At 45.3% G+C, this 21,330-nt stretch carries 25 protein-coding genes and 1 pseudogene; 17 read left to right on the top strand and 9 right to left on the bottom strand.

The genetic code is table 11. The annotated features are described in order from the left end of the window. The first annotated feature begins 53 nt into the window (after positions 1-53). On the top strand, positions 54-251 hold the full coding sequence (locus tag QUB77_RS22965; RefSeq protein ID WP_333177750.1) for a hypothetical protein: 198 nt from the start codon (positions 54-56) through the stop codon (positions 249-251). 37 nt (positions 252-288) lie between these two features. On the opposite strand, the gene QUB77_RS22960 is transcribed toward QUB77_RS22965, so the two are convergent. Further along, on the bottom strand, positions 289-525 hold the full coding sequence (locus QUB77_RS22960) for a hypothetical protein (RefSeq protein ID WP_333177753.1): 237 nt from the start codon (positions 523-525) through the stop codon (positions 289-291). A gap of 513 nt (positions 526-1,038) precedes the next feature. Between QUB77_RS22960 and QUB77_RS22955 the strand changes: the two genes are divergently transcribed. Beyond that, positions 1,039-1,308, top strand: a complete 270-nt coding sequence (locus QUB77_RS22955) for a hypothetical protein (protein WP_333177755.1) — start codon at positions 1,039-1,041, stop codon at positions 1,306-1,308. 153 nt (positions 1,309-1,461) lie between these two features. On the opposite strand, the gene QUB77_RS22950 is transcribed toward QUB77_RS22955, so the two are convergent. The 4 genes from QUB77_RS22950 to uvrB are packed head-to-tail and all read right to left on the bottom strand — an operon-like array spanning position 1,462 to position 4,430. Next, positions 1,462-1,860 carry a DUF2281 domain-containing protein gene (locus QUB77_RS22950; RefSeq protein ID WP_333177757.1) on the bottom strand — a complete coding sequence of 133 codons (399 nt, stop codon included), beginning with the start codon at positions 1,858-1,860 and terminating at the stop codon, positions 1,462-1,464. Beyond that, on the bottom strand, positions 1,857-2,201 hold the full coding sequence (locus QUB77_RS22945; RefSeq protein WP_333177759.1) for a DUF6883 domain-containing protein: 345 nt from the start codon (positions 2,199-2,201) through the stop codon (positions 1,857-1,859). Before QUB77_RS22945 ends, QUB77_RS22950 begins: the two co-directional genes overlap by 4 nt. Next, positions 2,198-2,401: a DUF433 domain-containing protein gene (locus QUB77_RS22940; RefSeq protein ID WP_333177762.1), complete on the bottom strand. Its 204-nt coding sequence runs from the start codon at positions 2,399-2,401 to the stop codon at positions 2,198-2,200. The genes QUB77_RS22945 and QUB77_RS22940 overlap by 4 nt, the downstream gene beginning before the upstream one ends. Positions 2,402-2,417: 16 nt before the next feature. Then, positions 2,418-4,430 (bottom strand): excinuclease ABC subunit UvrB, encoded by a 2,013-nt coding sequence (gene uvrB / locus QUB77_RS22935; RefSeq protein ID WP_333177764.1) that lies wholly within the window; start codon positions 4,428-4,430, stop codon positions 2,418-2,420. Between the two features lie 180 nt (positions 4,431-4,610). On the opposite strand from uvrB, the gene QUB77_RS22930 reads away from it, so the two are divergent. From QUB77_RS22930 to QUB77_RS22920, 3 genes are all read left to right on the top strand, one after another. Then, positions 4,611-5,093: a hypothetical protein gene (locus QUB77_RS22930; protein WP_333177765.1), complete on the top strand. Its 483-nt coding sequence runs from the start codon at positions 4,611-4,613 to the stop codon at positions 5,091-5,093. A gap of 98 nt (positions 5,094-5,191) precedes the next feature. After that, positions 5,192-5,338, top strand: coding sequence for a hypothetical protein (locus QUB77_RS22925; RefSeq protein WP_333177768.1), 147 nt, complete (start codon positions 5,192-5,194; stop codon positions 5,336-5,338). 54 nt (positions 5,339-5,392) lie between these two features. Next, on the top strand, positions 5,393-6,085 hold the full coding sequence (locus QUB77_RS22920) for a histidine phosphatase family protein (protein ID WP_333177771.1): 693 nt from the start codon (positions 5,393-5,395) through the stop codon (positions 6,083-6,085). A 393-nt stretch (positions 6,086-6,478) separates the two neighbouring features. Here QUB77_RS22920 and urtA read toward each other — a convergent pair whose 3' ends face one another. Beyond that, the gene (gene urtA, locus QUB77_RS22915; RefSeq protein ID WP_333177773.1) at positions 6,479-9,406 is read right to left on the bottom strand and encodes an urea ABC transporter substrate-binding protein; all 2,928 of its coding nucleotides are present in this window, start codon (positions 9,404-9,406) and stop codon (positions 6,479-6,481) included. 224 nt (positions 9,407-9,630) lie between these two features. Here urtA and QUB77_RS22910 point away from each other — a divergent pair, with 224 nt between their 5' ends. Continuing rightward, on the top strand, positions 9,631-9,768 hold the full coding sequence (locus QUB77_RS22910) for a hypothetical protein (protein ID WP_333296091.1): 138 nt from the start codon (positions 9,631-9,633) through the stop codon (positions 9,766-9,768). 228 nt (positions 9,769-9,996) lie between these two features. On the opposite strand, the pseudogene QUB77_RS22905 reads toward QUB77_RS22910, so the two are convergent. After that, positions 9,997-10,446, bottom strand: a pseudogene (locus QUB77_RS22905) (transposase family protein); the annotation flags it as partial. A gap of 309 nt (positions 10,447-10,755) precedes the next feature. Between QUB77_RS22905 and QUB77_RS22900 the strand changes: the two are divergent. The 9 genes from QUB77_RS22900 to QUB77_RS22860 all read left to right on the top strand — a co-directional run bounded on the left by QUB77_RS22900 (position 10,756) and on the right by QUB77_RS22860 (position 15,450). Beyond that, complete coding sequence (locus QUB77_RS22900) at positions 10,756-11,394, top strand: hypothetical protein (protein ID WP_333177776.1); 639 nt, start codon at positions 10,756-10,758, stop codon at positions 11,392-11,394. Positions 11,395-11,423: 29 nt separating this feature from the next. Continuing rightward, positions 11,424-12,134 carry an IS66 family transposase gene (locus QUB77_RS22895; RefSeq protein WP_333177778.1) on the top strand — a complete coding sequence of 237 codons (711 nt, stop codon included), beginning with the start codon at positions 11,424-11,426 and terminating at the stop codon, positions 12,132-12,134. After that, positions 12,109-12,594: an HlyD family efflux transporter periplasmic adaptor subunit gene (locus tag QUB77_RS22890; RefSeq protein WP_333177781.1), complete on the top strand. Its 486-nt coding sequence runs from the start codon at positions 12,109-12,111 to the stop codon at positions 12,592-12,594. The genes QUB77_RS22895 and QUB77_RS22890 overlap by 26 nt, the downstream gene beginning before the upstream one ends. 59 nt (positions 12,595-12,653) lie before the next feature. Further along, positions 12,654-13,115: a HetP family heterocyst commitment protein gene (locus QUB77_RS22885; RefSeq protein ID WP_333177783.1), complete on the top strand. Its 462-nt coding sequence runs from the start codon at positions 12,654-12,656 to the stop codon at positions 13,113-13,115. A gap of 404 nt (positions 13,116-13,519) precedes the next feature. Continuing rightward, positions 13,520-13,795 carry a hypothetical protein gene (locus QUB77_RS22880; RefSeq protein WP_333177786.1) on the top strand — a complete coding sequence of 92 codons (276 nt, stop codon included), beginning with the start codon at positions 13,520-13,522 and terminating at the stop codon, positions 13,793-13,795. A 318-nt stretch (positions 13,796-14,113) separates the two neighbouring features. After that, the gene (locus QUB77_RS22875; protein WP_333177788.1) at positions 14,114-14,317 is read left to right on the top strand and encodes a hypothetical protein; all 204 of its coding nucleotides are present in this window, start codon (positions 14,114-14,116) and stop codon (positions 14,315-14,317) included. After that, complete coding sequence (locus QUB77_RS22870) at positions 14,314-14,640, top strand: hypothetical protein (protein ID WP_333177790.1); 327 nt, start codon at positions 14,314-14,316, stop codon at positions 14,638-14,640. The genes QUB77_RS22875 and QUB77_RS22870 overlap by 4 nt, the downstream gene beginning before the upstream one ends. 106 nt (positions 14,641-14,746) lie before the next feature. After that, positions 14,747-15,253, top strand: a complete 507-nt coding sequence (locus QUB77_RS22865) for a hypothetical protein (RefSeq protein ID WP_333177792.1) — start codon at positions 14,747-14,749, stop codon at positions 15,251-15,253. Then, positions 15,232-15,450 carry a peptidylprolyl isomerase gene (locus QUB77_RS22860; protein ID WP_333177794.1) on the top strand — a complete coding sequence of 73 codons (219 nt, stop codon included), beginning with the start codon at positions 15,232-15,234 and terminating at the stop codon, positions 15,448-15,450. The genes QUB77_RS22865 and QUB77_RS22860 overlap by 22 nt, the downstream gene beginning before the upstream one ends. Before the next feature lie 511 nt (positions 15,451-15,961). On the opposite strand, the gene recQ is transcribed toward QUB77_RS22860, so the two are convergent. Continuing rightward, positions 15,962-18,157, bottom strand: coding sequence for a DNA helicase RecQ (gene recQ / locus QUB77_RS22855; protein ID WP_333177796.1), 2,196 nt, complete (start codon positions 18,155-18,157; stop codon positions 15,962-15,964). Positions 18,158-18,254: 97 nt separating this feature from the next. On the opposite strand from recQ, the gene QUB77_RS22850 reads away from it, so the two are divergent. Further along, positions 18,255-18,539: a DUF427 domain-containing protein gene (locus QUB77_RS22850; RefSeq protein ID WP_333177798.1), complete on the top strand. Its 285-nt coding sequence runs from the start codon at positions 18,255-18,257 to the stop codon at positions 18,537-18,539. A 68-nt stretch (positions 18,540-18,607) separates the two neighbouring features. On the opposite strand, the gene QUB77_RS22845 is transcribed toward QUB77_RS22850, so the two are convergent. Further along, positions 18,608-19,273, bottom strand: coding sequence for an L-threonylcarbamoyladenylate synthase (locus QUB77_RS22845; RefSeq protein ID WP_333177800.1), 666 nt, complete (start codon positions 19,271-19,273; stop codon positions 18,608-18,610). A gap of 75 nt (positions 19,274-19,348) precedes the next feature. Between QUB77_RS22845 and larC the strand changes: the two genes are divergently transcribed. Next, positions 19,349-20,770, top strand: coding sequence for a nickel pincer cofactor biosynthesis protein LarC (gene larC, locus QUB77_RS22840; protein WP_333177803.1), 1,422 nt, complete (start codon positions 19,349-19,351; stop codon positions 20,768-20,770). The last annotated feature ends 560 nt before the right edge of the window (positions 20,771-21,330 follow it).

Genomic DNA, 21,330 nt, shown 5'->3' with positions numbered 1-21,330 from the left:
CGAAGTTTTATCGCAAAAAACCCGGTTTCTGAGTTCCCCTGCGTAAGTTTTAGTTGAGGAAGTTTGCAACTTCTGGTTGGGAAAAGGTTTTTGAATGCGATCGCACTCAAGTATTAGATGTGCTCAGAGGTTTTCTGAGGGAAGTCATGCAGCTACCGGTAGATCAGGGTTTCATCACAGCCGAGGAGAAGGATGAGTTTATTAGTCCGGCTTTTTCTGGCAATACCGATGCTGTCGCGATCGGTCAGTAGGCGATGAAGGAGTATTGAAACCGCAGATGCACGCGGATTAACGCGGATGAAAGATGGATGTTAGGGCGATCGCCAAAATCTTGCTAGCAAGAAGATGGCGAATCAGGTGGACAGCATGGAAAGTCAGAGGGGTTGAGGAATCGCGATTCCCAGCGCTGGGAATTACAAATATATAAAATTGGCGGGCGTTGTGGAAATTTTTGAAGTGAAGAGGATGAAAAGTCAGAGAGGTTGAGGGGCGATCGTACATAAGACTAACCTTACTATAGTTCATATTCCGTCATCTCAATGTGAGGTAATGCCTCACCAGTTAGTTTCAATCCCTATTAGGGATTAATAAAAGTTGGGGGAGCGTAAGTATATTTGTACAATTTAAAGAAAATCTCCTGGTGTTTCAATCCCTAACAGGGATTTATATAATTTGTAACGATGTTAAGCACATTCAAGCTTGTTACGTTCCTTCAGGTTTCAATCCCTGATAGGGTTTGAGGTTTATCTACTGTCCGTAAGGTAGCCCAAATATAGGCAAATAACCACCCTAAAATTTTACCATTATTGTGGAAAACTTCTTATTACACAATAATTTTATCTCAAATCATTAATAGGAGCTATTGTTGACAAAAAAAATCATACAAAGCCTTGACCCCTAGCTGGCAACTGTGCTTATAATAAAGAACGTCCCTAACACCGGCAAGTAATAGGGACGCTCTTATGAATCTTGAAGCGACTGCACAGACTTGTATCCAGCCGTTCTAGAGATTCTTGTCGTTTTTGAGCTACAAAATCAATGATATCACACAATGACGCGCGAGCGCTACTCGAAAAGCTGCTCGATCATCCTCATGGTTGGGAGATACTCCGTATGGTTTCTGAGCTTGCTCCAAATCTTCAAGCACAGAAACCCCAGAAAATAGATGACTTGAATCAGGAAAAGCTTGAACTGATTGCCAAAGCCCAAGAGGTAGTCAAAGCCAGGGGCATAGTTAACCCGCCAGACTTTAGCCACCTGAGTAATGACCAAATTTACGATTTCATAGCTAAGTTTGGACAAGCTTAATAGCTATCTAACCTTTCTGATGATAGCGCTCAGACAAAGAGTTATTTGATCGCGAATCAGCCCAAAGGCTAGGAATCTGGTAAAAAGTGCGATCGCCCTTCCCATCCAAAAAATAGGACAATGGTAAAGGGCGATCGCACTTCACCTAAATGCTTAATACGATCGCACTTTTTGCTGTTTTTCCTGCAAAAACTCGGCAAAATCGCAGACTTCTGCCACTAACTCGTCAGGTAAATTATTTAAAACCGACAGTAAATGCTCTCGAATCCCCATCATTTCGTCGGCAGATTTTACTAATTGCAACTGATGCGGATAAACTGTTTCAACACCAATCGTTTCCATAAATGCGCCCGGTTCATCCGGAGTTGCAGGCACAAAATCTCCGCCCACTTCTGCTTTCACCCATCCCCCAAATAATTCTACTAAATAAGCTTCACCGTTCTTGAAAACCTCAACAATTTTCCCGGCTGTTCGTGGCGGTGCAATCTCGCCATCAGCGAGGGCGACTGCTTCGGTTAAAGTCACTGCATCCAATAACTGAAATTTGCTCATTGCTGTCTCCCAAAGCGTTGAGGAAATGCGGTAACAAATCTAGCAATATCTTCACCAGATAAAACAATCCAGCCTGTACGTATTTGCCAAGATACCCCCGATCGCCCTGTAACTAAAATAATAGCTTGGTAGCGTTCTCCATAGTCATTCTGTCCGGCTGGCTGTAACAATTCTAGCGAGATTTGGGCTATAATTGCGTCTCGAATCGCCTCCGGTGACTCAAACCCCATTACCTCCCGCCAGAATTTCTGCTTATCTCCGCCTACTCCTGCTTCCGTAGCACTGCTGAAGAGATATTGCGCCTTAGCAATGGGAAACTCTAAACGAGTGGGTGCATTCATAGCATTGAGGTTGAGAGTTGATACTGAAGACTAGCTTTAATATCCTCAGCTTCCAAATAAGGATAAGCTGCCAAGATTTCCTTTACACTCATCCCATTGGCTACTAAACTTACTACCAAAGAAACAGTAATTCGCATTCCTCGAATGCAAGCTCTTCCTCCCATAATTTTTGGATCGAAGGTAATGCGATCGAACATCATATCCTCCCACTCTTCCTTAATGTCCCAATAGCTTATCCCGCAAATGCTTGATCCGATCGCGCAATTTACCCGCCTCCTCAAACTCCAACTTCTTAGCCGCCGCCTTCATCTGCGCTTCCAACCGCCCGATTAACTGAGGAATCTCATCCAAAGATAACTCGTTTACCTGTTCGTAAACCTCCTCCAACTGCTGAGAATTCAGCTTGCGCGACACATCCAAAAATGCCAAAATCGCATTACTCGATCGCTTTTTCGCGATCGGCTGTGGCGTAATCCCGTGCATCTTATTGTACGCTAGCTGAATCCCCCGGCGTCGATCAGTTTCGTCGATCGCCTTAACCATACTATCCGTCAAATTATCCGCGTACAAAATAGCCTGTCCCTGAACGTGCCGCGCCGCCCTTCCAATCGTTTGAATCAAGGAACGTCCCGATCGCAAAAACCCCTCTTTATCCGCATCCAAAATTACCACCAGCGACACTTCCGGCAAATCCAAACCTTCCCGCAGCAAGTTAACGCCAATCAATACATCAAACTTACCATCCTGCAAATCTTGGATAATTTCGATGCGTTGAATCGACTGAATTTCCGAGTGCAAATACCGGACTTTAATAGCCCTCTCCTGCAAATATTCGGTTAAATCCTCCGCCATCCGCTTCGTTAAAGTCGTCACCAACACTCGCTCGTCCCGACTTACTCTCTCCTTGATTTCCCCCAACAAATCGTCTATTTGTCCTTCCGTCGGGCGCACAAAAATAGTCGGGTCTATTACTCCGGTAGGGCGAATAACTTGCTCTGCCACCCTGCCTTCAGATTTTTCCATTTCCCAATCCCCAGGCGTAGCAGAAACAAAGATGCACTGATTCTCTTTTGCCCAGAATTCCTCGGCTTTCAAAGGGCGGTTATCTGCCGCGCTGGGCAAGCGGAAACCGTGTTCGATCAATACTTTTTTGCGGGCTTGGTCGCCGTTGTACATCCCCCGAATTTGTGGCACTGTGACGTGAGATTCATCTATCACCAACATCCAATCCTTCGGGAAATAATCAATCAAACATTCTGGCGGTTCCCCCGCCTTTCTCCCTGCTAAATGCCGCGAATAATTCTCGACTCCGTTGCAGTAACCTACCTCGCGCAGCATTTCCAAATCGTAGCGCGTGCGCTGTTCCAACCGCTGAGCTTCTAATAGTTTCCCCTCTTTTTCAAATTCTGCCAGTCGGTCTTCTAATTCTAGTTCTATTCCTTGGCAAGCTGCCTCTAATTTATCTTCTGCCGTGACAAAGTGACGCGCTGGATAAATATTTAAAGCCGTTGAACTTTGCAGGATTTTACCTGTTACCGGGTCAACGTAGCGAATGGCATCGATTTGGTCGCCGAAGAATTCAACGCGAATAATTCTATCTTCGTAAGCGGGGCCAATTTCCAAAACATCGCCTTTGACGCGAAATTTGCCTCTGCCTAAATCTATATCGTTGCGGCTGTATTGGACGTTAACTAAATCTCGCAAAACTTGTCGCTGGTTGACTTCCATTCCTACTCGCAAAGGAATAGCAGCTTTCAGGTATTCTGCGGGCATTCCCAAACCGTAGATGCAGCTAATTGAAGCAACTACAATTACGTCGCGACGTTCAAAGAGCGATCGCGTGGCGGAGTGTCGCAGCATATCTATCTCGTCGTTAATTGCTGCCGTTTTCTCAATGAAAGTATCGGTGACGGCGATGTATGCTTCAGGTTGGTAGTAGTCGTAATAACTGACAAAGTATTCGACTGCATTGTTCGGGAAAAAATTTCGCAGTTCGTTGCACAGTTGAGCTGCTAGGGTTTTGTTGTGTGCTAGGACTAAGGTGGGTCTGCCAACTTTTTCAATCACCGAGGCAATGGAGAAGGTTTTGCCCGTACCTGTGGCACCGAGTAAGGTTTGAAATCGATCGCCCGCTTCGATGCCTTTGACAAGTTGCTCGATCGCTAGCGGTTGGTCGCCTGTGGGCTGGAAGGGCGCTTGCAATTGAAAAGATGCTGCCGCAGTTACCATAGGAAAATGTAGCTATTACCCATAAATCTTAACAAAAATGCAGAGATTCTGCAATTTCGTTAAAAAAATAGTTAGACTTTGTAATATTATTTTAATCATCGGCCGAAATAGAAAGCAGAAAGCCCACAAAAGCAGTTGTCCGAACCCAGCAATCAACAGCAATAAACGAGGAAAAGAATTATGGATACGAGGAGCACAGGTACAGGCAAAGGCAAAGCGATCGCCCGCCGCGGCAAAGGAGGTTCCAAAAGCCAACCGACAGAACCCACGGATGCCAAAGCAACAGGAATTCAACTTTATCAGCCGCCACACCTGCATGACAACCGCCCCGTGGGGCCAGACGATTTTACCATCAGCGAGATCGTCTCGATCTCGGGGGAGCGCCCGATCGGCACTAGCACCCTGCACATCAGCGAAACCTACGGCATTGTAGGCAATCGCCCTGTCGAATCCAGCGACTTTGAAGTGGTTGCTACACTCGGCAATCGCCCGATCGGCTCCAGCGCCATGCAAGTCAGCGAAATGTTCAGTATGTCCGGTGCCCGCCCTATAGCAATCAGCACTCTTCACATTGATGAAGTTTACTCCACAATGGGAGGTAATCGGCCCATTGCTTCAAACGAAATTGATGATAGCTCGACATTAATGGGCTTCTTAGATTAATTAGTCATTAGTCATTAGTTATTAGTTTTTCGCTGTTAACTAATGACTAATGAAACATTTTTAGATAAGTTATTGACGAAGGCGATAGAGCAATTGAATTGTCTCAAGTCATTTATTTAACGCTGCCAGTTTTAACTATCGGCGTTGCAGATTTATGGTATGAAAAACTCTATCTGCAAAAACTGAAAGAACCGCGTCAGAACATCTTCGGAATTCCCGATTTATCTATTATTTTCATCCCGTGATTCAGCAACACCCTAGAAGTGATTTTTACCGTAAATGAGAGGGAATATCAAACTGTGTCTATCTGGATTATTCGTCATGGTCAAAGTCAATCCAATGCAGGGTTTGCAACTATTGGCCCCCATGAAAATGCCTTAAGTGAATTGGGCGATCGACAATCAAAATGTATTCCAACCGCCGTTAAAAAAACTCCCGACTTGATTGTAACTTCACCTTATCTGAGAGCACAACTCACTGCTCAACCATTAATTGAAAAATTTCCACATACACCCGTTGAGGTTTGGCAAGTTCAGGAATTTACCTATCTGGGTCTACAGTTCGACCAACCAGCCACAACCCAGGATCGCAAACCTTTGAGCAAAGCATACTGGGACCGCTGCGACCCTGAATATGTCGATGGAACCAACGCCGAATCGTTGGTTCAACTGATGGAACGAGTCCGAACTTTCCTCAACCAGTTACAACAACAATCCGGTTTTGTAGTTGTCTTTTCACATGGATTTTTTATCAAAGCCATGCTGTGGCAGATTTTGGCTAACCCAAGGGTAATTGATGCCGTTGCGATGACTCGGCTTTTGGGATTTTCGCGAGGATTTCCAGTACCGAATGCGTCAATTTTGCAGATGGAATTTGATTCAGGCGGGATAGCTCATTGGAGTTCCTTCATTACCAATCATCTGCCACCGGAGCTAGAATCGGTAGCACCCGATGCAACTGTGGCGAGTGATGCAGGCGATCAACCCTCGTAACCTACCTTCACTGGAACAATGCCCCAACCAACGCCAGAGTGGCGTTGCTGATTTATGGTATGAACGACTCAATCTGCAAAAAATGAAACAAGCCCGTCAGAACATCTTCGGAATTTCCAACTTATCTATTTTCATACCGTGATTCAGCAACGCCTAACAATCCTCAGCGTCTTCGCGGTTGCTATAACTGTTAAGAATTCACAACATTTAACAGTGGATATTTCAGATTTCCGAGTTCAAGGGCTAAGGAATGCTGATAAAGTTTCCGGTTGCATCAGTATTGTTCAAATGTCTAAACAGTCAGTTGTTCCTAAAGCATAATTTTACTCAACAGCCACCAGTTAACAGTCAAAAATACTTGGCTCGTGCAACCAGAATTGATATGACTAATAACTACTTCTCGATACCCTGATATTTACTCAATAAAGCCGCAAAGCGCTTGTAATCCACCGGCTTCCTCACATACTCCGCCACTCCCAATTCCCAACCCTGATTTTGGTCGTCCAAAAAAGTTATCATAATCACTGGAATATCAACCAAATCTCGATCGGCTTTCAATGCCGACAGCACCGCCCAGCCGTCCATACTCGGCATCATCACGTCCAGAATAATCGCGTCCGGCAGCAACTCCTTAGCCAACAGCAGCCCTCCTTGACCGCTAGCCGACGATCGCACCTGAAATCCTTGTTTCGACAAGCAGCGAGTCATCAAATCCCGCGCGTCCGGATCGTCGTCAATCACCAGCACAGTAGCAGCATCCGGCAGATCCAGCGGTTGCGATCGCACTGCTTTTTGCATCGCTTCTGTCGCTTCTGCACTCGTGTCTAAATCCTGGGAAGGCTCGGCCTCAATTTCTGGGATTTCTCGATCGTCCTGCGCTTCTTTCGGACTTGTTACCGCAATCGGCAACCGGATCGTAAAACTAGAACCGCAGCCAAACTCGCTATCAACCGTAATGTCCCCGCCCATCATCTGGCAAAATTTCCGGCTAATTGTCAGCCCCAAACCGGTGCCCCCGTATTTGCGGGTAGTAGAATCGTCAGCTTGAGTGAAAGCTCCGAACAACCTCGACACCTGATCCTCAGTCATGCCGATGCCGGTATCGGTGACTTGAAAAACGATCGAAGGCTGTTGACACCCAGAAGGATGTGGCGAGAGTTTTTGGGAATTGTCGATCGGCAAAACCTCCCCTTCTTCCTTCCAAACATTAATCGTAATTTTGCCTCGATCGGTAAACTTAGCAGCATTGCTCACCAAATTCAACAGCGCTTGCCGCAGCTTCGACGAATCGGAATAAATCGTGCCAATATTGCGATCGCAATTGACAATCAAAGTATTGCCATTTTTCCCTAGCTGGGGTTGAACCATAGTGACAACCTGCTCGAGCAAATTCAACACCTCAAAAGTCTCCAAGAAAAGAGTCATCTTTCCTGCTTCAATTTTAGAAATATCCAGGATGTCACTAATAATGGTGAGCAACTGCTTGCCTGCGATATTAATGCTTGCCAAATCCATCACAAACTCTTCTTCGCCGAGTTCCAGAGCCTCTTCTTGCAGCAGCTCGCTGTAGCCGATAATCGCATTCAAGGGCGTCCGCAACTCGTGAGTCATATTTGCCAAAAAAGTGCTTTTCGCCCGGTTGGCAGCTTCCGCAGCATTCTTAGCAACTTCCAATTCCGCCGATCGTTCCTCTAGCTGCCGCTGTCGCACTTCCAAACCCTTGAGCAAACTGCTAATTTGCTGAGCCATTGTATTGAGAGTAGAAGATAGCACGCCGATCGCGTCATTAGAAACCACAGGCGATCGAGCTGTCAAATCACCGCTCGCCATCTGTTCGGCAGTTTCCCGCAGCAAGCCGAGATTCCGAATAATTGCCGACACCGACACAAAAGCCACTATCCCCGCGATCGAACTCAAAACTGAAGCCCCCAGCAGCCAGTGCTGAGTGCGGCTCGCCACCAAGAGAGTTTGCTGCACCAGCACCGCCATTGCGGCATCAGGAACCCCCACCGCCGGATCTGATGCAGCGTCGATTGTCAGCAAATAGTTCTTCATCTCCACAGAACCCATCCACCCAACTCCCACCGCCATCCAAGTTATCAGCACCAAGATCACAAACAGCCCGCTCAAAGACGCCCGAGTTCCCAGAGCAATTCCCCTCGTAGCCAGTGCCGCCGCCCAAGGATAGCCTTTGAGAAAAGGATCTGGCCGAACCGGTGCACCGGAATTCCAAATTTCCTTAATTTGACCGTCCAACCTTACCTTACCAATCCGCACTGTTTTCCAGGTATGCTGGGTTTGGGCATCTATTTTTACCTTGCCCGAAGGCGCTGCAAACTCAATATTTTTAGCAGCAGCCCTGACTTTAACCACATCTGTCGAACCAGCTTTTTCTACTGCTTGCTTCCACAGGTAAACGCCCAAATAAGCCGCTTCGATCGGGTCATCGGTGACTCGATTTTCCCCGTATCGGGCTTTATAAGCCTTGACAAATTTACGATTTTCCGGTGTATCCACCGTTTGAAAATAGTTCCAAACCACCAAATGTCCAGCAATATTGGACGGCCCGATCGCCCGCACTTCTTCTTCTGCTACGCTGACCGACATCACCGGCAAATCATCGGGTTTCACGCCAGCTTCCCGCAACTTTTGGAAAAAAGCCACATTGCTGTCCCCGTTGAGAGTGTTGAGAATAGCATCCGGTTTCACTGCTAAGATATGTGCGATCGCCTCGCCCACTTCCCTCGAACCCAGCGGCAGATACACTTCCCCCGCTAACTCTCCCCCCTGTGCCGCCAGTTGAGCTTTCACAATCCGATTTGCCGTGCGGGGAAAAATATAATCCGAACCCAACAGGAAAATTTTCCGCTTCCCCTGTGCCAGCAAGTAATTCACCCCAGGCACAATCTGTTGGTTCGGGGCAGCACCAGTGTAGACAATATTCGGACACTGTTCTAGCCCTTCATACTGCACCGGATAGAACAGCAACCCTTTGCCCTGGTCGAAAGCCGGCTGTACAGCTTTGCGGCTCGCCGAAGTCCAACAGCCAAATACCACCGCCACCTGAGCTTCTAAGAGCAATTGCTTAGCTTTTTGAGCAAAAGTTTGCAAATCGCTGGCTCCATCTTCTATAACCGCTTCCAAGGGGCGTCCGAGCACCCCTCCTGCCGCATTAATTTCCTCAACAGCCAACAGCGTCGCATCTTTAACAGAAATTTCGCTGATGGACATCGTGCCCGTCAGCGAATGCAAAACGCCTATTTTGATCGGCTCACGAGTCGGGCCGGCTGCTTCGAGGGGGTTACTGCTCCTTGATCCCATAGGGTTTTAGATAATTTTTACCGAAAAATGGGGTTGAAAGCCCCGCACTTAAGTGCGGCTTTTATCTAGGACTTTCCTTGATAAAAAGTGCTGAGGTTTGATATAATCATACCATGATAGTAAGAAAAGCAAAACTAAAAAACATAACGAGAGACCACTACTGTGCACTTCATGAAGCCATCCGAACAGGCGAGTTGATTAGAAAAAAAGCGGTCAGATTTTGGATGGACAACGCAGATATTAGTAAGACCATCTTGTACGCACTCTGCAAAGATATTGCCTGCATAGTTCGCTTTCGCGAAAAAGCTCAAGTCAGCCGCCCGTCAAGCCAGTGCCGAACGCGCTTGGGCTTCTATATCTAGCTTCTATAGTCGCTGTAAAAAAGGCGAGAAAAGGAAGGGTTATCCCAAATTCAAAAAGCACTGTCACTCTGTAGAAGACATCTCCGAACACAATCCAAGCCTCTGTGTAGTTAAGCTCTAGGACGTAAATATAATCATCCTAAATTAGCTAGTGTGTACGATAAAACCAGACGATGAGATAGGTATTGTTAATGATTGTACCAAAATATTGAGTTAGCTGTGTTGATTTTAATCAAACGCTTTCACCGCTTTTCTTAATGGTAATGTTAGCGATGCAATTCGCAACATTACTCTTCCACCAATCGTTAAAATTACTGGCTCATATTTTGGGGAATTTAATCTAAATCTTTCTTGGGCAACTAGAAATCTGTCGATTGTTTTAATTCGATGTTTGACCCAAATTCGGCGAGCAGAAAATGCTTTGTTTTGTTCTTTTTGTTGCATTGTTAATTCTCGTTTTCTGGCTTTTTGAATGGGAGTTGTTATTAAATCTTCTCCAACGTAAGCTTTATCTCCCTTAAATATTTGTTGAGAGTCAAACTTTGAGCGATATTCCCGGAATAAGGTTATATAGCTTTTATGTCCAGGTTCCCCTGCCACAACATCAACTATACCTCTACCATATGGCATGATAATTATTAGACTTTTAAATGTATGATTACTCTTCTTGCCTGAAAAGTATTTTTCTTGTTCATCACGAGTTCCAGGTCTTTCTCTGACTTGTTGGTAGGTATCTACTGTTAATTAATATTCTGTGAGTATTTCCTTAGCTATTGCATAGTCAACAGCGTTTTTTTATTTGTTCAAGCAAGCTACATGGTAGCAATCAAAGCAGTCGCCCAAACTAATAGTTAAATGTATCATTACCTGTAGACTCACTTACTCCAAACTAGATGCCTCGAAGTTGAAATTTTTTCCTATGCCTAAGATAGAACGTAATTGCTCAACCCTCTTGACAAGAAGACGAGATAGACATTAGATAAAGGAATGGAAAAACTCCCCGACTTAAAGCAACTATCGAACGAGGCAAAAGAAGCCTTGATAGTAGAGCTATGGCAAGAAATCCAAAAACTTAGCGCAGCATTAGCCACATACGAGCCAAAACCCGGCTCATCTCCCACCAAAACTAGCAAAAATTCCAGCAATCCACCATCCAAAGAGTTCAAGCCGAACATTAAGCCGTCGAAAATTCAAGGAATAAAAAGACAAAGAAGCCTAGGAAGAGTCGGAGGGGGAAGAGAACTACATCCTCATCCCGACCAAACAATCATCGCCCAAGTCAAAAATTGCCCCCAGTGTGGAGAGAAAGTCACCGCCGCCACCCAAAAATTGCAATCCGTCTACGAAAAAATCGAACTACCCCCAATTCGCCCCATCATCACCCGAATCGAACGTTATGGTGGTCAGTGTGCCTGCTGTCAGGCTGAGTATGTTGCACCTGTACCATTGGGAATGGAACCGGGTTCACCGCGAAAGCAGTTCAATTCAAAGCTTAGTTACATATCTGCGTTACACTCAGGCCATCAGCTACTAACGGCTATCGTCCATATTTGCATCTGTCTTTGGACTCAAGATATCAGAAGGAGCAATCGCCAACCTATTAGAGAAAGTCTTGCACGAGTTTAGATGACCAAGTAACTCAAATACTCCATCGGTTGCGGCGGGCAAAATTAATTTCTTCAGATGAAACCAGTGCGAGAGTTAATGGACAGAATCAGTGGGAGTGGGTGTTTCAGAACCCTGATGTTTGTTTACACGTCATCCGTCCGAGTCGAGGAACTGGAGTAATTAACGAAGTTCTAGGAGAACATCGTCCTGATATCTGGGTGTCAGATTTCTCCCCCGCTCAAAAAAATCACCCCGCACCACAATGGCAAGTGTGTTTGGCTCATCAACTGCGGGATTGCCAATATGCGATTGATGCTCTTGACAGAATTTTTGCCCCAGCGATGAAGAGGTTATTATTAAGGGCTTTTATCATCCATCGGCAACGGGAGAATATGGATGATACTAGACTCAATCGATATCGAATAAATTTACAGGAAAGATTAACCAAAATTTTGGATTTAGCACCACAGCATCCGGATGGTATACGGTTACGAAAACGTTACGGTGGGGTGATTGACAATTTATTTCTATTTCTGGAAGATGCGGCGATTCCAGCCACGAATAATAGTAGTGAACAGGCGATTCGGATGAGCGTGATATTTCGCCGTGTGACCAATGGCTTCCGTTCGGAATGGGGGCGAGATTTGTTTGCTGCCGTTCGTTCAGTTGTTAATACGGGCAAGCGTCAGGGTTTAACTGCTTATCAATCTATTCAACAAGCTCTCTCTACTGATGGCTCCCTTTTTTGCCCTAGTTGAGCAATTACGATTTCTCTACGCGCCCGTCAGCGGAGTGATTTCCGCACTCAACATTCACAACACCGGCGAAGTTGTTCAACCGGGTCAAACTATTGCAGAAATGACTCCGAATCAGGCTCCTCTGGTGCTGGAAGTCAGTTTGCCGAACCGAGAAGCGGGATTTGTCAAAACCGGAATGCCGGTGCAGGTCAAATTCGATGCTTTTCCTTATCAAAATTACGGCGTGATTCCGGGAAAAGTTTTATCTATTTCGCCCGATGCCAAAACAGACGAGCGATTGGGTGTTTTTTACCGGGTGGAAGTGAGTATCGATCGAGACTCAGTGAAAGCCAAAAACCAAACCTGGAAACTCAAAGCTGGCCAAACAGCTACTGCGGAAATAGTCATTCGCCAGCGCAGCATAGCCGACATTTTGCTTGACCCTCTCAAGCAACTACAAAAAGGCGACATGAGTTTGTAGAACTTAGTTAAGTGGTTGTTGTCCTTGGTCCCTCTCTATACACAACACAGGATAAAATAATGACTTCCCAATTCCACAATTCTGCCAATCATTCTCAAGTTGGAATCAAACCCGAACAATTGGATGAGATAATTTCAGCGATTCTGGCAGGAAAGTATTCTTGGGCTTGTTTTTTACTTTTGCGGTGCACTGGTTACAACCCTCTCGACTATATCCCTTACCGTACTTCCAACCGCTTGCTTAAGGAAAACAGTCAAATCAGCAAGTCGAGTAAATCGGAAACTAAGCCTGCATTGGGCAAAATTGCTGATTTAGATTATGTGGAAGTGGTGAGGGAAAAACGAGCCGGAGTTCGAGGGGGTTATGTAACTGAGGCTTTGGGTGAGTTGCACTCACATACCAGAGTTTTTGGACTGGAAGTCAAGGAAGAGCCATGTCTCTCGACGCCGACGGTTGATGTTCCACATCAGGGCTTTTTTGCGGGATTAAAGACACGTTGGTTGAATTTCGCGGGCGAGTAAATTAGTTGCTCGAAACAAAACCCGATTGCGGGCGTTGGGTTTACCAATTTTTTGGTTGACTCACCGCGGGCGATCGGGTTTTTGAGTATCGAACATCCGCGCTTTCGATAAATCTGCCAAAATGGCAACATTAGCCCAATTAATTACTTTATACTCAGAAACCCGATTTTAAGTATTGTGGATTTATACTGCTTTGCGATCGCTTTTAATACAGTTAGCCCTCTGTTTAGCCAATGCCCCTCCTACTTAAGTTGATTGAGTAGTCTACCTTTTTCGTTTTCAGTACCTGTCAAAATTAATCTGCCAAAATGGCAACACAGGTCTGATTAGCCTAGCTATATTAAATACACAATAAGCAAAGGTTGCTTCTAGCAAAAAACTCACAAATAAAAAAGACAAAAGCCATGATTATTTCGGATCTGAAATACTTAGAAACTGCTGAAAGTTCTGCTGTTGTTGGTGGTATCTTTTTCGGGAACCTGAACTCCGATGTTTATGCCGAACTAGATGTTAAGGAACGCTTTGACGTGGACAAGATTTTCACGCAATATGTTGATGTCAGGGGCAATCTAGCGACCGCTCAATCTGAAGCTTTTGGGAAAAATACCTCCACCCAAATCTTTACTACTGTTGTAGAAGGTAAGTATTCTGCCTCCACTGGATTTGCTGCTGCTAGCTAGTATATAACTCCAATTTATCACATCACGTGGCAATTGGAATAAGTAGGTGGGCAGAAAAAATCATAACTATTTGGTAGTAGGGCTTCAGCCGTCAAACCATACAAAAAAACCAATACAGAGACTGTAGGTTTCCTTACAGAGTTGGGTTAATTTTCACCGACTTACTTAGGTGGTTTATGTAATTGATTACTTCGCTTTTGAAAAAGTCATCAACTACATAAATCTTGTTTCAAATCGAGCCGTAGGCAAGTAGCGTCTGCGGCTCACAAATTTATGGTTGCTCCAATTTTCTAATCAACAAGAATCAGTGTTAAACTCATGACTGACTATAAAGTTGTTGTTAAACGCATAGTCTCACCCGATGGTAAAGTTATTGCTGAGGCTAAAAACGTAGTCGAAGCATCTGGCGACGATCGAGGTGCAATTAGTCAAAGCGTTTCTGTAAAGGTTTCATCTGCTAATAGCTCCAGCAGTTACGTAAAGACGATTTTCTTTGCGGCGACTTTGGCACTGATACATTGATTGGAGGTAGCGGCGCTGATACCTTTGCATTTAGACCGGAAACAGCGAGTGCAGCAGCTAATCCATTGTTAGCAGATCGAGTCGTTGATTTCAATCCCGCTGAAGGCGATCGAATTGGGCTGACAGGGGGACTTTCGGTAACAGACTTGACCCTCGTCGCGTTTGATACGGATGGCGACGGTACGACAGACCCCACTCTGGTCAAGTTTAGTTCAAATAAAGGCGATCGCATTTTAGCTGTTGTTTTGGGAAAAGTTAACGCAGCGGGTGCAACAACTTTGAGCACTGCTGATTTTATTAGTTTGCCCAATGACATCTTGTAGCTAATCGTTAACCCTTAACCCCAACTACCCCGCAGGAATCGGCGGGGGATGAAGTTAATAAATTCATATAGGTTGAGAGAGAAAGATCAAGAATTTTTACGGGCCATTGATTGAAGCAAGTGAAATCATCGAACAACTCAGACAAGAGATGCAATTAAAAACATTTAGTCAAAAGGTTTTGCAGAAAAAAGTTATTGAGAAAGCCGCCAGGGAACGGGGGTTAACTGTGACCCCCGACGAAATTCAAGCTGTGGGCGACCAACTCCGCCGCGAGAAGCGTTTGGAGAAAGCGGCTGATACGATTGCTTGGCTGGTCGATCAGATGATTTCTGTAGAAGATTTAGAAGCCGGAATTTGCGATCGGCTCCTCAGCCAAAAACTAGCAGAACACTTGTTCAGCAAAGAAGTAGAAAAGATTTTTGTTCAAAACAAATTGCAATTCGATCAAATAATTGTTGCCCACCCGCAGCTTGCTCAGGAACTATTTTATCAAATTCAAGAAGGAGAAATTAGCTTTTTTGATGCCGCTCACCTTTACGATATTGACGAAAATCCTCGGCATATATGCGGTTGCGAAGGCAAGGTTTATCGGTGGGGTTTAAACCAGACATAGCCGTCGCCGTATTTAGCGCTAAACCCGGAGAAGTTATTCGTCCAATTGAAACAGAGCTAGGATATCACTTGTTCCTGGTTGAAAAGTTTCTCCCGGCGGAATTAACTCCTGAACGGTATCAAGAAATATTGCACAATCTGTTTAACGAAGGGTTGGCTAACGAAGTCAACTATTTATTGTACAATTCTAAAGTGTAGAAACTTAATTTCTCGCCCTGAAAAACCCATATATATAATTTTGCCGCAATCACATACAATGCTAAAATTTAGGGTGCTTATGGGTGCACAGAAAAACTTAATATCGTTTCCGGCTGCATCAATATTATTCAATTCTTGGGGCGGGGCGTGAGTGTAAATATTCTCATGCGTGTGGATTTAAATATTGCTTCCTCTCTGGCACCCTATTACCAGAAAGAATTGGTTTAAAGCCTCTCCCTTTTAGGGAGAAGTTAAAAGAAGACTATTCATTACTCCAATCCTCTTCCTTCCAGGTAGAGGTATCTATCCCAGGTCAACTGTCAACTGAATTTTGAGATTTGAGTTTTGCCAAACCCATATACGCTAGCTACCAAAGCCAAATGGAAAAAATATATCTGTTAAAAACGCCACTCTAATATATTATCCCAAAAGCTACTTTTTTAATTCTCATTTTCCCCTCCTATCTATTAATTATCTGCGTCCATCAGCGTTCATCAGCCTACATCTGCGGTTAAAAACCGACATAATTTTGCCGCCACCAAGCGCGCACAAACTTAATCTCCTCAAACGTATAACGTTCTTCCAAAAAATCATAAATTGCTCTCAGTTTTTCATCTCCCATAACTTCAATTGCGTACACTATCGCCTGCTGCCGTTCCGGTTCCACCAACAAATTTATATCAACTTCCCTGCCCATTTCCATCAATTCTATCAGATGCCCAGAAATAGTATTAGGACTCATACCCCGCGCATTGGCTATTCCTTGAACTGTTAAACCTTGTCGGTATAATTCCCAGGTTTGCATCTGGGAATAAGAGGGAACATTAGCAAGATTGGGAAGATTAGCGACCTCAGAAGATGCAGCACTACTTGGCAATCCTTGTTCTTCGCAAAAAGTGCGTATTGCCTCCAAGAAAACCTTACCGTACTTATCTCGCTTGTTGCTACCAACGCCGTAAACTTCCTCGAATTCTCTGAGATTTTGCGGGCGTTTTTCTGCCATGTCTCGCAAGCTTTTATCCGCAAAAACTACGTAAGGTGGCACAAATTGTTCGTCGGCAATTTGCTTGCGTAGCGTCCGCAGTATGGTAAATAAACCTTCTACTTCTACTGCCAAAGAACGAACTTTCCCCTGTACTTCGCGCTGGGGTTCAATGGCGATTTCAACGGTGCGCTGACGTTTCATGATTTCCCAACTTTTTTCATTCAGCTTCAAAATGGGGAATCCGTCTGTTTTTTCGTCTAATAAACCTTTATTTAACAGCGTTCTACTCAATTTTTTCCATTCATCAGCACTTCTATCTTTGCCAATTCCGTAAGTAGAAAGCTGGTGGTGCTGGTATTGCAATACTTTTTGACTTTTTGAGCCGCGCAGCACGTCAATAATATGATTCATGCCGAATTTTTCTTGGCATCTCGCGACGCACGAGAGAAATTTCATTGCCTCAATCGTCCAATCTTCTACTGGTTTTTGGTTGCAACAGTTATCGCACTGGCCGCAGTTTCCGGGGAATGAATCGCCAAAATAACTTAACTGGATTGTGCGACGGCAATCGGTGGATTCTGCATAGTTGATTACTCGGCGTAACTGTTGGCGGGCAATTCGTTGTTCTTGCGGATCTGGTTTTTGCTCGATGATGTAGTCGATGGTTTTGACATCGCCGTAGCCGAAAAATAAGCTGCAATGGGCGGGTTCGTTGTCTCTGCCTGCGCGGCCGGATTCTTGATAGTATCCTTCGAGATTCTTGGGCAAGTCGTAGTGAATTACAAACCGCACGTCGGGTTTGTTGATGCCCATACCGAAGGCTATTGTGGCTACCATTACTTGCACGTCGTCGCGAATGAAGCGGGTTTGATTGGTTGCGCGATCGACATCGCTCATCCCGGCGTGGTATGGTAAGGCTTGGATGCCGCTTTGTTGCAATTTATAGGCAACTTCGTCAACTTTTTTGCGGCTGAGGCAATAGATAATTCCCGAACCACCTTTTTTTTGGATGATTTGCAAAACTTCGGCAAAACTGTGCTTGGTTTTGGGGCGAACTTCGTAGTATAAATTGGGGCGGTTGAAGCTGGCGACGTGGATGTAGGGATTTCGCAGAGTTAGCTGCTGGATGATGTCTTGGCGGACGCGCTCGGTGGCGGTGGCGGTTAGTGCCATAATGGGAATGTCGGGATATCGATCGCGCACTCGCTGCATTTGCCTGTATTCTGGTCGAAAGTCGTGTCCCCATTCCGAAACGCAGTGGGCTTCGTCGATCGCAAATGCCGAAATTCCTAACTTATTTGCTACTATATCTAAAAATGGTAAAAATCTCTCACCGAGCAAGCGTTCGGGTGCAACATAGAGCAATTTAATCTTACCTTCGAGAATTGCTGTTTCGCGCGATCGGGTTTCCTGAGAGCTCAAAGTGCTGTTGAGAAAAGTCGCCCCAATTCCATTATCCTGCAAAGCTTCCACCTGGTCTTGCATCAGAGCAATTAACGGCGAAACAACCACAGTCAATCCCGGTTTCAACAGTGCCGGTAATTGAAAACACAAAGACTTGCCACCGCCCGTCGGCATGACAATCATCATATCCCGTTTTTGTAAAGCAGCTTCGACAATTTCCTGCTGCCCCGGGCGGAAAGAGTCATAGCCAAAAAAATGTTTGAGTGCTTGTTCCAGGGACAGCGACACAGAAGATATTGGCGGATTCGACGCTGGCATTTGCAGTAGTTGGTTGTTGGCTTCTCAACTATTCTATGCCTTTTGAGCACAAATACAGTTACAATAATTGAGAATCTCAATTTAAGCAGAGAAACTGATGCCGAAAGCAATTTGGAACGGTGCCGTTTTGGCCGAGAGCGATAAGTGCGAAGTTGTAGACAACAACTATTATTTCCCCGCCGATGCCATCAACCGTGAGTATTTCAAGGATAGCAGCACTCACACTACTTGCGGTTGGAAAGGTGTTGCTAGTTACTACAATGTCGAAGTCGGCGGACAAGTTAATAAAGATGCTGCTTGGTACTATCCAACTCCGAAAGATGCTGCTAAAAATATTGCCGGATATATTGCTTTTTGGAAAGGAGTAAAGGTAGAGGCTTAAAGCAGTTTTGAGTCCAAAAATGGGGCGGGTTTTGGGCAAAATTTGCGATTAACCCGCCCCTTGAAATTTTAATCTTTTTCCCAAACGGCGACAGCTTCCCCTCCCAAACCGCGGCGAACAACAATCGGTTCGCTTGCTGTCAAATCGAGAATCGTAGAAACTTGATATCCCGGATCGGAACCGTCATCGACAATGACATCTACTAACTTTGACAAACAGTCAAAAAGTTCCGCTTTGCCAAAGCTTTCTGCTTTGGCAGCAGGCACTGGTGCTGCACCTTCATCATCAGTGGTAATGTGAGCGGATGTTGAAATAATCGGATTTCCCAAAGCTTCCAACAGTGTAAAACAAAGCCGATGGTCGGGAACACGAATTCCCGTAGTTTTGCGCTTCGGGTTCATTACCAACCGTGGCACTAACTTGGTAGCTGGCAGCAGAAATGTATAAGGCCCCGGTATTAACCGCTTGATAATTCTGTATGCTTCATCGGTGACAGCAGCATAGTCGGTGATATTTGACAGAGAGGAACACAGGAACGTTAAAGGCTTATCATTGGAGAGTTGCTTGATCTGCCTGACTCGTTCTACCGCAGATTTGGCGTTGAGATCGCAGCCGATCGCGTAAACTGTATCTGTCGGATAAAGCATCACTGCCCCATTTTTCAGAGCTTTTTGAATTTTCTCTATCCGGTCTCTTTGGGGTGCAACTGGATGCACTTCGTAAATAGTTGCCATGTTAAGATACTGCAGGCTAAGTGGGCGATCGAAATATCGAGTGAAACAATCAATGCTAAAAATTAATTGTTAACAATGAATAAAATAGCTTATTTTGACTGTCCAACCGGCATTGCTGGCGATATGTGCATCGGAGCTCTCGTCCACGCCGGCGTTCCTTTAGAATACCTAATCGAAAAACTCAATTTGCTCGGCATTTCGACAGAGTACCAGTTGCGGAGGGAATTAGTCCACCGGAATACTCAACAAGCAACTAAATTTTATGTCGATTTAGCTGCTGATTTGTCGTTAAAACCTGAAAATCCCGCTACCGAACTCGATCCCTCGGAAACGGAATCCCCGACTTTCGACGCCCGCCACCACCATCATCACGGGGAAGAACATTCTCACAGTCACGGCGAAGCAGATGCCGAAATTAGCCACACTCATCACCGCCACTTGCCCGAAATAGAGCACCTCATCGTCTCTGCAAAATTGCCTCCGCGCGTGGAAGCCTGGAGTTTGGCCGTATTTGGCAAATTAGCAGAGGCAGAGGCTGCAGTACACGGTATCCCCCCAAGCGAGGTTCACTTTCACGAGGTGGGGGCGACGGATGCAATTATTGATATTGTCGGTACTTGTTTGGGTTTGGATTGGTTGGATATTCAGGAGTTTTACTTTTCGGCGATGCCGACTGGTGGCGGTACGGTGAAGGCGGCCCACGGTAAGTTAGCGGTGCCGACGCCGGCGGTGATGCGGTTGTGGGAAACGCACCGAGTGCCGGTTTACAGCAACGGGATCGATCGCGAATTGTGCACTCCTACGGGAACTGCGATCGCCTGTACTCTGGCCTCTGCTTTCGGCCCGCCACCGCCGATGCAAATTCAGGCGATCGGTTTGGGTGCAGGTTCTCGCAATCTGGCAATTCCTAATATTTTGCGCCTCTGGATTGGGGAGAAGGAAGAAGGAAGAGGGAAGAAGGAAGAAGGAAGAGGGAAGAGGGAAGAAGGAAGAGAGAAGTTTTTCAACAATTCCCCATTCCCGATGCCCGATGCCCAATTCCCAATGCCCAATTCCATAGAAACTATTACGGTATTGGAAACGCAAATTGATGATTTGAGTCCGCAGGCGATCGGCTATGTTTTTGATGCTTTGTTTGCCGCCGGATCTCTGGATGTTTTTACTGCGCCAATTGTGATGAAAAAGTCGCGTTTGGGGGTTTTGTTAACTGCGATTTGTCCTCCAGAATTTCAGGATGCTTGTGAATCTGTGATCTTTCGCGAAACTACTACTCTGGGAATTAGGATCTCGACTCAACAAAGAACGATTTTACACCGAGAAATCCAGACCGTTACAACAGAATACGGCGAAGTCAAGATCAAAGTTGCGAAGTCTGGAGAAACGATTGTTAATGTACAGCCGGAATACGAAGATTGCGCGGAAATTGCCCGACTTAAAAATATTAGCTGGCGGGAAGTTCACCGCTTGGCGCTGCAAACTTGGTACGATCGCACCTAATCAATTACAGTCACTTACATGAGGGTATAGAAGCCTGTCAACACGGCAAAGCATTGATTCAAAGGAATCATATTGCTTGTGCCGTTTGAGCGTGGAACTTCCTCAAAAAAACAGCGCGAATGGTTGAAAAAACAGTAGACCAGTTAAAGCAGGAATTACTGTCAGAATACCTCAAACAAGAACTGAAAGACCCAACTATAGGTTGCGTACTTGTTTAACAGGAAAGTCGGTGATTGTTTGGGCAGTTCAATGTGAATCTTACGACGATCGCTCACTTTTATTGAACGGGCGATCGTAACTTTTGTCATGCTATATATCGAATTTAAATAGTTCTGGACGCAAAAAACCCGGTGCCCCCTCAAAATCGTGGATATATCCCTTGAGATATTGACGCAGAAACCGGGTTGAAAGGCCCCCCGTGCGTCCAGGACTGTTAAAGTTTATTCTTCGACAAGCTATGTCGATCGCATCATAACGATCGAATATAGTCATTTCAAATAAATGTGAGACAAATGCAAGATGATGTAAAATGAAGAAAAATGGTTAACTCGGAGCTGAAA

The organism is Microcoleus sp. AT9b-C3, from assembly GCF_036705485.1.
Taxonomy (GTDB): domain Bacteria; phylum Cyanobacteriota; class Cyanobacteriia; order Cyanobacteriales; family Microcoleaceae; genus Microcoleus.
The sequence above is the reverse complement of the archived record's forward strand: the minus strand, read 5'-3'. Positions and strand labels throughout refer to the sequence as shown.

Bases quoted from the DNA above. Each gene is read 5' to 3' on its own strand.
- QUB77_RS22960 (WP_333177753.1), bottom strand. From the start codon at position 525: ATGAACTATAGTAAGGTTAGTCTTATGTACGATCGCCCCTCAACCTCT.
- QUB77_RS22955 (WP_333177755.1), top strand. From the start codon at position 1,039: ATGATATCACACAATGACGCGCGAGCGCTACTCGAAAAGCTGCTCGAT.
- QUB77_RS22950 (WP_333177757.1), bottom strand. From the start codon at position 1,860: ATGAGCAAATTTCAGTTATTGGATGCAGTGACTTTAACCGAAGCAGTC.
- QUB77_RS22945 (WP_333177759.1), bottom strand. From the start codon at position 2,201: ATGAATGCACCCACTCGTTTAGAGTTTCCCATTGCTAAGGCGCAATAT.
- QUB77_RS22940 (WP_333177762.1), bottom strand. From the start codon at position 2,401: ATGATGTTCGATCGCATTACCTTCGATCCAAAAATTATGGGAGGAAGA.
- uvrB (WP_333177764.1), bottom strand. From the start codon at position 4,430: ATGGTAACTGCGGCAGCATCTTTTCAATTGCAAGCGCCCTTCCAGCCC.
- QUB77_RS22930 (WP_333177765.1), top strand. From the start codon at position 4,611: ATGGATACGAGGAGCACAGGTACAGGCAAAGGCAAAGCGATCGCCCGC.
- urtA (WP_333177773.1), bottom strand. From the start codon at position 9,406: ATGGGATCAAGGAGCAGTAACCCCCTCGAAGCAGCCGGCCCGACTCGT.
- QUB77_RS22910 (WP_333296091.1), top strand. From the start codon at position 9,631: ATGGACAACGCAGATATTAGTAAGACCATCTTGTACGCACTCTGCAAA.
- QUB77_RS22900 (WP_333177776.1), top strand. From the start codon at position 10,756: ATGGAAAAACTCCCCGACTTAAAGCAACTATCGAACGAGGCAAAAGAA.
- QUB77_RS22890 (WP_333177781.1), top strand. From the start codon at position 12,109: ATGGCTCCCTTTTTTGCCCTAGTTGAGCAATTACGATTTCTCTACGCG.
- QUB77_RS22885 (WP_333177783.1), top strand. From the start codon at position 12,654: ATGACTTCCCAATTCCACAATTCTGCCAATCATTCTCAAGTTGGAATC.
- QUB77_RS22880 (WP_333177786.1), top strand. From the start codon at position 13,520: ATGATTATTTCGGATCTGAAATACTTAGAAACTGCTGAAAGTTCTGCT.
- QUB77_RS22875 (WP_333177788.1), top strand. From the start codon at position 14,114: ATGACTGACTATAAAGTTGTTGTTAAACGCATAGTCTCACCCGATGGT.
- recQ (WP_333177796.1), bottom strand. From the start codon at position 18,157: ATGCCAGCGTCGAATCCGCCAATATCTTCTGTGTCGCTGTCCCTGGAA.
- QUB77_RS22850 (WP_333177798.1), top strand. From the start codon at position 18,255: ATGCCGAAAGCAATTTGGAACGGTGCCGTTTTGGCCGAGAGCGATAAG.
- QUB77_RS22845 (WP_333177800.1), bottom strand. From the start codon at position 19,273: ATGGCAACTATTTACGAAGTGCATCCAGTTGCACCCCAAAGAGACCGG.
- larC (WP_333177803.1), top strand. From the start codon at position 19,349: ATGAATAAAATAGCTTATTTTGACTGTCCAACCGGCATTGCTGGCGAT.